Annotated in this window: 1 protein-coding gene; it reads right to left on the bottom strand. The window is 35.4% G+C overall.

Annotated features, from left to right (window positions below; all coding sequences use genetic code 11):
• Window positions 1-6: 6 nt before the first annotated feature.
• Window positions 7-14,994: an OmpL47-type beta-barrel domain-containing protein gene (locus AABJ44_RS07880; RefSeq protein WP_338368364.1), complete on the bottom strand. Its 14,988-nt coding sequence runs from the start codon at window positions 14,992-14,994 to the stop codon at window positions 7-9.
• Window position 14,995: the final 1 nt, after the last annotated feature.

The following is a 14,995-nucleotide window of genomic DNA, read 5'->3' as shown; positions in this document are numbered from 1 at the left end:
CTATTTTTAATTATTTTCCTGTTTAGCTGTGATTACCGGCAACGCCAGTACGTTACTTCCAACTTCTACAACAATCTTTTCGCCCTTAGAAGCTTTTCGTTTGTAGACGTTCCAGCCATCTTTATACCAGTGGCCCTGCATACCAAACTTCTTTTCTACTAATGTCCAGCTGCTGTCTACAGCCATTTCAGGACCAGCAAACATGTAAAGGGTAATATTCTTTTTCAGATAGAACTCTACAGTTCTTTTACCCTTTATGTTCATGTCTGATCCAAGATACTGAATGTAGTCACCACCTGTTACATACCATGGAAGTGTATGAAGGTAAGCACGTTCCCAGTACATGTAAGGCCATTGTGTATAATCTGAAGCATCGTTGGCATAAATCTGACTGTCATATGAGAACGGAGTCTTTACCTCATGTTTTTTGCCATTCAATTCAGCAAATGCCATGAAGTTTCCAATTCCATCTTCTCTTTGTACTACAAATGTCTGAGTCATAAGGCCAGACTTTCTTCCGCTCTTATCAAATACCTGCCAGCGGATTGTATGACGTCCAGGTTCGTAAATCAAAAGCTCATTTTCATAAGTCTTCTCATTTCCGTTATCCAGTACATACTTGATGTAATCTATTCCTGAATAACTATCCTGTGCTTCAAGACGGATGATACTTAATCCCTTATCACTTCTTACATTAATTCCAGTTGTCGGATTATACTTATCCAGCTGAATAACTTCAGTACGTTCTTCTTCCTTGTTTCCGGCATTATCTACAGCATACCATGTAAGCTCATAGGTACCTTCTTTTGTAAACTCGAGTGGCTTATCGTAAACATTTCCGTTTACAACAATTCTGTTTACTCCAGAACCGCTGTCATATGCTGTAAAGCGTACCGTTACATCATTTTCATACCAGCCCTTTTCATTCTTTACAGGTGTTATATAGATGCTGCTTTCTGGAATTGTGATATCTGTCTTTATGTAACTTGTTACGATATCACTCTTCATTCCCTTAGAATCAAATGCGTAGGCTTCAATTAAATTGTCACCTTCAACTACAGTAAATGATTCTGTATAAGGTTTGAATTCTCCTCCGTTATGACGGTACCAGATGCTTTCAACATAAGTTTCCTTATCATCAGCCTTGATTGTGGCAACTGGAAGTCCCTTATACCAGTTATCAGTTCCGTCTGCAGGAGTTGAATAAGTAACTGTTACACAAGGAGCGCTTGTATTGCTGCTGCCTTCGTATGAACGAAGGATGTTCTTATCTGCAGCAAACAGTTTTCCGTTACACATTGCAACTGCTGTAATATTACCCTTTACATTCCAGATCTCATTTCCACTATAAACATTGTTTACGCTAAGTTTTGTTGAATCAGCAAGTACAAGTTTTTCATTTGCGAGTGCTGCAATTGAACTTCCGGCATAAACATGCTTTACCTTAAGGTTTTCACGATCATAAAGAACTGTTGCCTTGTTATTAGAAACTGCTATCTCACCTGCTGAAATTGCCAGACTGCAAGATTTCTCATTTCTGATCATACCTTCAATCTTCAATTCAAGTTCTGATGTGTAGCTGTACAATTTATTCTCTGTAAGAATTACAAAGCCGTCACTATCTGCACTTACTTTAAGAATTACTTCTTCAAGTTCAAGTGTCTTATCAGTTCCATATAATCCATATAACTTATTTCCAGTGTATGCATACAGACAGGTATTATTCCATACATAATTTGTATCTGTGAGACTGAATGGAAGTTCTTCTGCAAGAGTTCCGTTTACAGGATCTATTCGCATAGCATTCTCTTCAAGCTGTGCAATCAGTACAGATGAATTATATGTCATGTTACTTACATTTTCACGATTCCACATTAAGAATCCTTTTTCAAGAGTACGTGCTTCAAGAACGTTATTCTTTGTAATTCCATAGAAGTAACGGCTTGTAATGAATCCCTTCTTGTAGAAGATATTTGTTGAATCATAAAGCTGCTTTCCATGTTCGCTGAAGATATACATTCTTCCAGACTCTGTAAGGACAACAACTTTACTTCCATTACTGTAAATATTTGCTACAGACTCCTTCAGTTTTGCATTCCAGTATTCCTGGCTGTTAGAAGGAATGTCACTTACAACACTGTTTGTATTTCCGCCATTCTTTCCATTCATTTCCCAGATTTCATCCTTAACAATAAGGGTCAAATCTTTTTCACAGAATGTTCCATCAACTTTAGAAATCTTTACAGTAAAGCTGAATTCACCGCTTACACTTGGAGTTCCTTCGAGAACACCTGTTGTGCTGTTCAGTCTGATTCCAAGAGGCAGGCTTCCGCTGCTTACTTTCCAAATTACTTGAGCACCTTCAGTTTCTGCTTCAAGTTTATTTTCATATTTAACTCCAAGTACAGCTTCTGCAAGTTTTTCTGTAACAATCTTCATATCACTGAGAACTGTTACCTTTACAGTTTTTGTAATATTAATATTGTTTCCTTCTGCAGTAATTACAATGCTGTATTCTCCAGGTTCAGCATCTTCGTTACATGTAACCTGCATTTCTACATATGCATTTGTTGAAACAACATCTTTAGACAAACTTACTGTCAATGGAGCACCAGCTTCCGGTTCAGCCTTAAGTTTTACATTTGTTGCATAACCGTTTACTGCAATATTTACAGTCTCGCTTTCTCCACCAGACAATGTATATTTATCTTTTGGAATTCGAACTGTGTAACTGTACTCATAAACATTCTTAGTTACAATTTCTGATTTTCCGTTTTCATTTTCTACATATATAGTAACACTGTCGCCTTCTATATCTGCAGGAACTACGAAATCAATCTTCGAATCACTATAAGACTGTACTTCAAGCTCACTGTCATTTAAGTAAAGCTTACCATTATCTCCAAATCCATAACCCATAACAGAAGCATCACAGCCTTTGTTCAGCTTATATGGATTGAATGATGTAATTACCGGCAGAATCTTTTCTGCTGTTACATGTACGGTAAGTTCAAATGTCTTTCCTGAAGATGCCTTAACAACTATCTTATAGTCACCTTCTTCAGCATTCTGTGTATTAACATTGATGCTGCCGTTTTCATTCATCGGAATTACAGGTAATTCAACACTAAGCTGGTCACTGCATTCTTCGATTGAGAAACCTGCATCTTCTTCATATCCGTCAAATGGACTTACACTAATGTTGAAGATTCCTGTCTGTCCTTTATTCAGATACAGTTCTGTTGTATAAAGGTTTACGTCGTATGAAGGAATAATTACTCCAAGCTCATACTCTGCTTCTTCACCTTTATCATTCAATACACGAACCTTATACATTCCCCGTTCAGTCAAAACAGGAAGCTTTAATGTTCTGCAGAACAGATTTTCATCTTCACTCTCTACTGTAATTACTTCTTTATTTCCAAGATAGTATTTTACTCCTGGAACAAAACCTTCACCATAAATTGTGATTTCATTTTCTTTTGTTCCGTCTACAGTTACTGGATATACAGCTGTAATAACTGGACTTGGGTTTTCTACAGTAATCTTTAATGTGAAGCTGTCCTTATTGTCCGGACTGTTATCGTTTGCTACTTCACACTCTACTGTATATTCTCCTTCTGCACATGTGTCTGATGGATTTACATATATCTTAAGGCTGTTTCCATCCTTTGATATCTGTACATTCTTTTCGAATGAAACTTCTACAGGAAGTTCTTCATCAGCAGTCTGCTTATTTTCGCTCTGAACAAGTTCAAGGTATTCTTCTGTAGACATCGCATTATAATCTCTTGATGTCTCTACTTTTGAAGCCCTTACATATGAAACTTCATCTTTCCAGTTCTTGTATGAAACATCAACTGTACATTCTGAAGTTGTACCTTTCTTAGCAGTAAGTTCTATTACCTTATTCCTGATATAAACCTTATTGTTTTCAGAATTATCTTCACCGACTACATAAGTTACATAATCTGTATAATCACTTTCATTACCATATTCATCATATGCACAAAGGCTGTATGAAACATTGCTGCCAGGCTGATAATTTGAAATATAAAGTTCTGAGATGTTTCCAAGATTATCTTCAGATTCTTTTCCGTCTGTAATAGTCTTGAGTTTGTAACCTGCTGTACGGCTGCCGTTTGTATTTGTCCACAGAAGCTTCATTCTGTTTTCTTCGCTTTCTGTTACATATACATTTGCAGGAGCCTTTAATTTCAATCCGCTTCTGTTTACATTGTATTTTCCAGAAGCAATTCCTGCAGGTGAATACATATCATCATTAGTTACAACTCTTGCAGAGATAATATATTCGCCATCTGCAATATTATCTGTTGAAACATAACCTGCAAACTTACCTTCAGAATCTGTCTTCAGGCATCCAAGTTCTACTACAGGAGCATATTCATCTGTACTTGCAAAGATATAAACATCTTTATTCTTTTCTGAAGAGTATCCGCTTACATATATAGAATCTGTAACATTCAATACACCGCTTGAAGGTTCTTCTACAGTAACAGCAGGAATCTTTTCTACGCCGAATACTGCAAGTTCATAAGTTCCTTCTTCCATGTTATCAACACTGATTGTCCATTCTCCACCTTCCGGATAATCAATATTAATAAGTAATCCGCTTTCGATGTACTGTGTATCAATTCCTTCATCTCCAGCCTTAAATTTCTTTCCGCTTGGAGAGTAAACTGTAAACTCAGGATCTCCTTCAAGATATCCGATTACAAATGATGTCTTTACAGGAGCCTCTTCCTGAGTAGTTTCTCCTCCCCTAAGAAGATTCTGTCTGCCAGCTCTTGAAGCATATGAAGGTTTTATCTGAGTTGACTTTCCACCAGGAATAGTAACCTTATAGATAGTGCCTCCTGCATCAAGCATTGTGTTAGTATACTTAGCACTTGCAATATCAAGTGTATTTACTACAGGACCCCGTACAGCCCTGTTCATAGATTTGAAGCTGATTCCATCCGGACGGCAGATATCATAACTTGAAACTCTTAGATCAAGTCCGCCAGTACCTACAAAGGCTCCGATTCTTCCCCAGTTGAATCCGCAGAACTCAATATCAATATAACCTAAGAATCCTCGTTTTCCGTTTGTAAAGTCTCCGAACATTACACCAAAGCCGCCGAGCCAGATATCACATGGTGGAATACTGATTAACCAGCCATCATACAGTTCCCCCTTAGGCATACCAAACTTAGCTTCACCAGCTCCAGAGAATTTTAGAGTTCCGTTCTGGTCAAAGATGTAAAGTTCAATAGAACCGCGGACAAACTTGATGTTTACCTTCATTCCGGTTGCAAAACAGTTATTTGTAATAATAGCTGCTGCTTCTGCTGTAATATTCAAAGTACCAGAAAGAATTGTTGCTTTTCCTTCCAATATCCAGGTAATCTTTTCAATATCTATCCAAGCATCAGCTGTTACTTTTGCAAGATGACCACCTTCAGTATCTTTTACTGTAAGACCTAACTGAACACGTGGGCCTTTTTCTCCAAAGAGTTTCTGATATTTTTCAGGAACCTCGTCAGGATATCCGTAACCTAAACCTCCTCGGATTCCACTTAAACATAATCCAGTTGCTCCAAGAGGAATACCTGTAGCTGCTTCAAAGCTGAAGTATGCATGTTTAAGACCGATTGGATAAATTTCACTTACCTCAGTAAAGCAGAGGGCTGCTTCAATTTCTCCAACATTAGGAAGGATGATTCCACCGTGGCCGGAAATAAAGTATGTTCCATCCTGCATTCGGAATTCTGCACCGATATTCTTAAAGCCGAATTCTCCAAGCTTGAAGTCTGGCAATGTAAAGCCTGCACCACCGATACTCAAACCACTCTGTGCTGTAACTACAATATCATATATAGATACATTTGCTCCTGAAGCATTAAAGAACTCAGGTAATTCAAGATATGCTCTTGAGAATCCGATCTTGAATTCCTTAAAGTTGATTGTAGGAGCATCAAGTACTAACTTGAAGCCTGCAATTTCTGTCTTAAGTGAAGGAACTTCAAATTCTCCGTTGAAGTCACCTGTATTTGGATCAAAGGTTGCATTCTTTAAGGCAAATGAAGAGCCTCCCATTGATCCAAAGTTTCCAGGAAGGGTAAGTCTACATTCTTTAAGGCTTACCATGAAATCACTGTCTGCATTATCAAATTTTCCTACATAAAGTTCTTTAATGCTTCCCTTAAATCCTGCAATCTGAACATTTAATTCTCCAAGGCCTCCATTAAATGCTGTGATTTTTCCATCCCACGACATACTAATAGAAGCATCAAATCTTACATTACCAAAATCAACAGAAGGGAAATTAAGACCTGCACCGGCAGATACACGGAATCCTTCATTACTAAAGAAGAGCTGATTTACGTATACTTTTACACCACCTAATACTTCAAACTGAATACCTTCATTTAATCCGGCATCAAAAGCCACTAATCCAGATTTTGTCGACACCTGTAATTTATTAATTGCAAAACATGCCTCTTTTAATCCGTCTGGTACACTGCTGTTCTGTGAGAATTCGAGAATACCGCCTACATCAATAAGGAATTCATCTTTCTGTGTTCCCTTACTGAATACTACACTTCCTCCTGATAACTGTAACTGATCAAAAAGAAGTGCATTAATATTTCTTGCTCCAATATCAAGATCTTCAATTTCACCATACTGGTTGATTACAAATTTTCTGATTGCAATTTCAGTACCCTTAAGTCCTTCCGGCAGTGTTTCAGGCAATACTGCTCGTCCACCGACAGAGAACTGGAGTGCTGCAGAACCATGCTTCTGTACTCCGATAAATACGCCGTTTACTTTAAGGCCGTCTGCAATTGAAATATCTCCAAGTCTGAACTCAGCATCAACACTCTTTAATTCTGATGCTGTGAATACAAGACTTGCCTTTGTTGTACTTCCGCCGATACCCTGGATAAACTTTTCTTTTGGCAGCAGCAGTGTTGTTGCTACAGAATACTCAATTTCTTCATCCTTGTATTCTGCTCCAAGATGTACATCTCTTAATTCAATACTTCCGATTGCTGTCTTTTCAAGATTATATTCAGCAGCAAATGCCTTTATCTGTCCGTCAAGTGCAATTTCAAACTTATTGAGACGTACTTCTGTTCCACCGATTCCTTCTGGAAGTGAATCAGGTAAAATAAGTCCGCCGGAAAGTGTCACGCTTCCTTCATCTTTTTCACCGTTATAGTAGAATGCAACGTAAACATCATTGAGCTGTGTTCCGCCTAAGTTCGGATCAAAGTTGATTTCCTTAACGTCGCGTGTCCATTTATCATTTACTTTTCTTGAAAGATATGCATCAAGTTCTGTAATGCATGGACGGCTTGCATCGATTGTAAAGTTTTCTATACGGAGAGCTACTCCGCCTTTTCCATTTGCGTCAAGAAGGAATGCCGGTGCTTTATTTGTAAACTCAAGCGCACCTGAAACACTCAGATACAGACTGTTGCTTCCGTCTTCTTTTCTGACTGCAACAGATCCGTCTCTCAACTCTACTACTTCAATACTTGGAGCAATCTTTCCGTCAAGTCCATTAAGCTGGATGTCAATGTTTCCAATATTTCCATCTGACTTGATTTCGAACTGCTTTAATTCTACAGATTTACCCTTTATGAAATCTGGTAAGTCATCTCCAACAAACTTGGCATTACCAGAAAAACCAATTGTCATTGCTTTTGTAATGGAAACTGATGTCAGATTAAATTTAATTCCACTTATTGTTGTACTTAAGTCAGTATTTGCTTTTATTGTATCAAAATCAAATTCTCCCTTAAGAGGATTGAATGCTACATCTGTTATAGAAATATTATCTATGCAGTATGTTGATGGAAGTATAAGGGATGCTTCTTCCATCATAATCCATGGAGACTCATTCTTATATGCAACACCGACAGAGGTTACTGCAAGTGCAAATGAATCAAGGAATGGGATTGTATACTTTCCTTCAAGTCTTGCATCAAACTCCCTTACCTTTCCATCAAGACCGATTGAGAAGTTTCTGATTCCCACTGTTCGTCCGGAAAGGATTCCTGGTAATGATTCAGGAAGTCTGATTGTTCCCTTAAAGTCAATCTTATCTTCATCAATAGAAAGCTTTGAAATTGCAAAGGTCATGTTCCACAATCGGAATGGTGATGTTACACAGCCTTTAAGTTCAACCTTTCCCTTACTTGAGATTGAAAGTCCCTTTAATTCAATTGAAAGATTATCAAGTTCAGGTACTTTTATAGCTGCATAGCCGATGCTCAATCCTTTCTTAGAAAGTGAAACATAATCAAAATTGAATGTTACCTTTCCAAGCGGAATCTCTGCATGACTGATTACTGTTTCAGACTCATAAGTTCCATCCGGATGTAAACATACCGAATTATATGCCAGAATTGAGTTCTTGAAAGTTTCCGGTAATGCAATATTTACTGTTGCAAAAAGTCCTTCTTCTGAGAATCTTGTTTCTGTTATTTTAGACTGATTTGAAATAATAGAAATGAATTTATCCTGTGCAGCGATATTTTCGCCGAGGAGTGTTCCATCCATTGAGAACAGTAAATCACCTACTTCAATTTCTGTTCCATTGAATGTAACTACGTTTGAAACGATTTCTATATAGTTCTTTTTGTACTGTACTCCATGGCCCTTAATGTTCCAGCCCTTGTAAGTATAGTTATAATCGATATCTGCATACTCACTGCTTACCTTCATTGCAGGTGAAAGTGTAAGTGTGACATCACTGGTACTGTAGTTTGTAAATGCTCCAGGTTTTCCGCTTCCCTTAAGATAGAACTGTTCTCCATCAAAACTTGTTTCTTCAATATCCATTTCACAACCGTTTGAAGTTGTAAATGTATATTTATTCTTTGATGTATCAATTCTTAAATTTCCTTCTGAATCAATATAAAGCTTTGATAATTCAATTGATTCATTTTCACCTGTAACAAGTTTTGGTTTTGAAGATACTACTTCATATTTATTATTCTGTGCATTCTGATTTATGACTGCATTGGAAAGCTCAAAATAATATTCATTTTTGATTATATAAGAATCTTCTTCAATTACTTTTCCTGTAGCAAAACTTCCGTCAGCTTTTACTGTAAATGATTCAAATGCGATTTCGATTTCATAATCTTCATCTTCATTCTGTACGGTTGCCTTACCTGTAAGTCCGCTGTTGGCAAGGGAAAGTTTATCAAATACTACATTCCAGCCGTCGAGAGTATAAACCTCATTCTGAGCAGTTTCACCACCTGAAACAAGGGCTTTTGAGTTTAAGGTAACATTTGCAATATTGAGCTTATTATCCTTAAAGCCGTTTGCATTTGTGATTATTCCGTTTTCTACAACAATTTCTTTGCCATTGAATGTTGTTTTCTTTGTCTGAATATCATATCCGTTTATTTGAGTATTATATTCATCTGTTGTAGTAACGCTTACTGTTCCTGCTGCTCTTAACAGTACATGCTTTAAGTTCCATGCTTCACCAGTTCCAAATACAGGAACTTTTAATTCTTTTGCAAATACACCGTCTGTATCAATTTCAAGATCACTTATATTCTGCTCTGCTGTGTATCCTGAATTAAATGAACTGTTTCCTTTTGCAGTTCCTGCCTTGTATACGCTGTCTTTTACTGATGTATCGATTCCAAGATCTTCGATATTGAATTTTGAACCGTATACTTCAATTTCACCTTCTTTTATAAGAAGCTTGTCTTTTGAATATATTGCTTTTGTTACGCTTACATTATATCCGTAAAGAACGAAACTGTATGAGGAAACATTACAGCCTTTTTCAATATCAAGTCCGTCATTCTTTATTTCAAGATCTGTAACTTCAACTGCACCATATTCTGTTCCAATATTTAAGATTCCGCTTACTACTAGCTTTCCGTCTTTTCCTATTGTAACAATTCCATTCTCAATTACTGTAATTCCATTTTCTGTAACAGTCAGGCTTTCTGCTTCGAAATATTTTCCCTGTGTTACTTCAAGACTCTCATCATCAATTGAGAAGTTTTTGATGTTTAACTTTGATGGTGTATATCCTTCAGGAAGCTCTACTTCTGCTTCATAAATATTAATTGTGTTTCCGCTTATTCCGGCTTTCTTTATAATATATGTAACATCATTCAATACAAGCTCAAGATTTGTTCCGTCAATATCTCCATATACCGAATTGAATGAAGAATCTGTATATGTATTTGTAAGAGGAATCTCTTTATCCTGGCTGGCTGTTACAATATTGATATTCTTTGGTTCAAAGAATATGCTGCTACGGCTGTTATTTAACCTGTAAGCCTCACCTTCAATTTCTATCTTATTTACATTCTGGATATCAAAACCACCTGTCTTTACTGTAACTGGTGTATCCAGTTCATTTGAAACGGCATTGATATACAGTGCATTTGGATATCCTAATTCAATTCTCTCAAAATGAACTGTTTCTGTATCTTTTACTTTATTTTCAACAGGAACTTCAACATTTACATCTGTAAGTGCAATTCCATTTTCTGCTTCATAAATAAAGTTCTGGTTTTCAAATACGAATTGTCCGCACTGTGTTTCATATTTTTGAGAAGAAGAATTAAATAGTGCAGATGGAATTGAATTATCATCCGCAATTAACGTTTCATCGTTTATTATAAGTTCAGTTATTCTTTCCTTTTCCTCATTTCCATTTTCAGTATTTATTGCATAGACTCTGATATTATCTGGTAAAATAAGTTTACCATCTGTAAGCCACGTTCCATCTGATCTTTTTTCTTTTATACCAGTAATAATAATACCGTTTGAAAGTTCTCTATATTCAGATTTAATAACAGGTGGTATTACTGCATCTCCTACAGCAAACCACTTTTCCTGTTTTGCTGTGTTTCCGGCTTTATCATAACCTGTTACACTCAAAAAGTATGCTGTATCATTTCTGAATGTAGAAATGGTATAAGATTCTGGTAATTTACTATCTTCTGCATTAAGAACAACTCTGTTGCTCTTTGCATTATCTTCATCAAGTCTTCTGTACTCGATAACGATCTGGTCACATTCTGACTGAGCATCTGTTATAGTTCCCCAGATAATATTTCTGGCAACTGGATTACCTTCAACTTCTTCAATATTGATTTCATTCTCAAAAACAGGAGCTTCAAAATCAAAATTGAATGAACGGGCTGCTTCTACACTATTCTTTGCATAATCGTAGGCTGTTACCTGTACATCAAGTTTTCCGGCTTTTAGATTTTTTGCCTTGCACAGATTCTTTACATTGATTACTGCAGATGTGTTCTTTGTATCAGCGCTGTAAAGTTTTTCTCCGTCTGCTGTAATTTCAAGTTCATATTTTTCAATACCAGTTAAATCTCTTGGTATGTTCCATGAAACATTTGTAACATCATCATTATAGAAATATGAATTACTATAATTTACCTGTGGATTTAACGAAATATATAAACCTGCTGGTGGTGTTGTATCGACTCTGAAGCTATAAATTGTTTCATCACTTTCTAAGTCATTTCCTCCGATACACCATACCTTAAGGAAATAGAACTCATTTTCCTTATTATCTGCAAGTTCCTCAAAGTCAAGGATTTCCATTGACTTTGACTCAATGGTTCCGCTTGTTATCACGCGTGTATTTGTTTCTGAAACGCCTTCTTCAAGAGAATATCTGTAACCTTTAATTCCGGCTCCGGATGTTCTTGTCGGTTTCAGGACAAAGGAAGCTGTAGTATTAAGTTCTACATCTTTTACATCATTTGCAAATTTATGTGTTGTACTTGAGATGAGGGCTTTTCCAGGTTTTCCTGTATCCTTAATGATTGCCTTGATTAATGGAACACTGCAGTTTCCGGCAATGTCTTCTGCTTTTACATAAATGAAGTTTATTCCGTTCTGCAGTGCATTCTGTGCATTGTTCAGAATGATTGTATGTTCTGCCTGTACCTTCCAGTTTTCAGGTTCAACACCTTCTGTTGCAGATACTCCGTAATGAATACTCTTTATTGTTCCGCTGTCATCGCTGGCTTCAATTTCAACTGTTAATTCATTCTTTCCGATAAAATCATCATCTGTTATTTCATTTGATTCATAAATGAATTTGTTATTTGTAATTGAAGGAATCGTTCTGTCTATTGTAAATGGACGCTTTTCTGATTCAGCAGAGTTTCCCTGTACATCATATGCTTTAAGCCATACATTGTGAATTCCAGGTTCAAAATTCCATACGTCAAGTTCGATTGTAGAATCTACCTTTTCTTTTCTTGTAAGAAGATTATTATCTACATAATATTCTACTGTTTTAACTCCAGTTATATTGTCAGTTATACTTATATTCTTTAATGTAAGTTTATCTTTATAGTTGTATGAGTCCGGAGTAAAGTTCATTTTTGGTGGAGTTGTATCAACAAGTTCTATTTTATAAGTTGTTGGTAATGTTCTATTTCCACAATTATCTTCTACAGTAAAATAGACAATCTGGTTTGTTCCATCATTTAAAGTTGCTTCATTTCCAGTGTAATATGTCTTATCGTCTAAAGACCATTTATAAGAATTATTGTTCAGGCCGCTGTCTGCATCTGTTGCTGTAGCGGTAATCTTATTTCCCTGCTGTGTAAAGCTTGTATTGAAAACAGGAGCCTTTGTATCAATTTTGATTTCTTTCTTTTCTGAGAAACCTGTGTTTCCGCAGTCATCTTCTACTGAAAACCATACTTTAACTTTACCGTGATCTGTAAGTGTAAATTTTCTTCCCTTTCCTGAATTCTCAGTGCCATTTTCGTATTGATAGTAATATATCCATGTATTTGTATTAGGGAGTACATCAGGTGAATTGGTGGTTGCTTCTATATTGGCGCTTTTTACCCAGACTAAAGGATTAGGAACAGATTTAAAAGTAAGTACAGGTCCTATATTATCAACTTCAATAGTATATTCTTTAGTACTAAATTCATTTCCAGCTTTATCAAATGCAGTAAATTTAATTGTATATGTACCGTTATTTTCCCACTCTAAGGTAATTGAAGTTTGTTGTTTCTTTTCTGAGAGTTTAACTAATTTTCCATCTTTATAAATTTCATATTTAATTGATGTAATTCCAGAAGCGGAATCTGTTGAGTTTGCCTCTATTTTATATCTCTGTGATCTTGAAGGAATTGGAGTTTCTATTGTTATTTCAGGTTTAGTTCTATCAATTTTTATACTTGATTTTGCTACATTCGACTCATTTCCAGCATTATCAACACATTTAAAATATACATCTTTGTTGCATTCTTCTGTTACCGTAACAGAAGAACCTTTTTTCCACGTACTTTTATCAAAACTGTATAAATAATGTGAAATACCAGAGGATCCATCAGTTGAATTTGCTGAAACGGTTACACTGTTAGCTTTAGTCCAATCTTCATTAGCAGAATTTGTTAATGTTGGGGGATTAGGTTTTGATGTATCTATCATAATTTTTGATGAAGAAACATCAGATATATTTCCAGCGTTATCTACAGCTTTAAAATACACAGTCTTATTACATTCTTCTGATACAGTAACAGAACTACCCATTTCCCATTTTTTATTATCAAAACTATATAAATAGTGTGAAATTCCAGAATGAGAGTCTTTTGCTTTGACACTTACTGTGACAGAACTTGCTTTAGTCCAAGAATTATTACAACTATTTGTAATTACCAGATTATTTGGTTTTTCTTTATCAATTTTTAATGTAATCTTTTTAGATTTTGCTTCATTTTTTACATTATCCGAAACATAAATATAAATTTCATGAATTCCTGTATCTAAATCAAAAGGTTTTTCAAACTTTTCTTGTTTTGAGAATGAAATTTTAGTATCATTATCAATACTGTATTTCCATGATGAATAGTCATATCCATAGTTATCAGTTGCGGTTGCAACTATTGTAACAGGAGAATTAGTCCATTCTTTTTTATAGTCTTCTTTCACAGTAATTACAGGAGCAACTGTATCAATCTTAAAATCTATTGTTTGTTTTGTTTTTCCTTCATTACCAGTCTTATCTATAGCTTTAAAATAAAAATTGCTATATTCACCAGGTTGTTTTAAAGTTACTACTCCATTGCAGGAACCATGTTCTTCTTTATTGTTATATGTGTAGTAATATTCGAGTATATCTGGATTTGCTTCAGTAACGGAAGCTTGAATGACTGCTTCTTTACAAACCAGACTTGGTTTCTGACTAAAAGTTACAACTGGATTTGTTTTATCAAAAGTAATTGTTATTGTCTGTTTATTTTCGTTACCAACATAATCAGAAACAGAATATATAAATTCATATATACCATCTTTTGTATCTGTGCCTAATTCTATAGAGTTTGAATTGTTATCAATACCAAGTGCGCTACATTTAATTTTATACGAAGCAGTATTAATTCCACAACCAGTATCTTCAGCTGTAAAGCTAAATGTTTTATTGGATAAATTATAATACTGTTTTGGTTTGTTTTCTTCTTCTATATTTGGCTGTGTATTGTCTTGAATAAATTGATATGTAAATGTGGATTCTCCAGTAGGAAAACTTACAAAAACTTTATCATTGTTTTGTACTTGATAACCTGTTGTCATTTGCTGTGTGACACCATTCGCTTTAGTAACAGTCGAAGTACAATCAGAAGATACTGTAAGTGTACCCTTAAAATAGATTTTTCTATAATAAGAATTGTTTTTTGAACTTAAGTCATTAAATTTCAATAACCCATTGTTTGCTGTTAAAGTTACTGAGGCTTTATTGGATTCTGAGTCATTGTCATAAACTCCTATAATATTAATTGTATAAGAAGAAAATGCAGTATCACTCAAATTATTTACGGATGTTAAGGAATCTGTATATCTTACCAATTTAGGTCCGGATGAACCACCGCCACCACTACTTCCACCAGCATAAGAATTTAATATAAATATAATAGATAAAAATAAAGATAGAATAAATTTTTTTAATTTCATA

It is taken from the genome of Treponema bryantii, assembly GCF_036492245.1.
GTDB lineage: Bacteria > Spirochaetota > Spirochaetia > Treponematales > Treponemataceae > Treponema_D > Treponema_D bryantii_C.
The sequence above is the reverse complement of the archived record's forward strand: the minus strand, read 5'-3'. Positions and strand labels throughout refer to the sequence as shown.

Coding starts and splice junctions, on each gene's coding strand:
- AABJ44_RS07880 (WP_338368364.1), bottom strand. CDS start 14,994: ATGAAATTAAAAAAATTTATTCTATCTTTATTTTTATCTATTATATTT.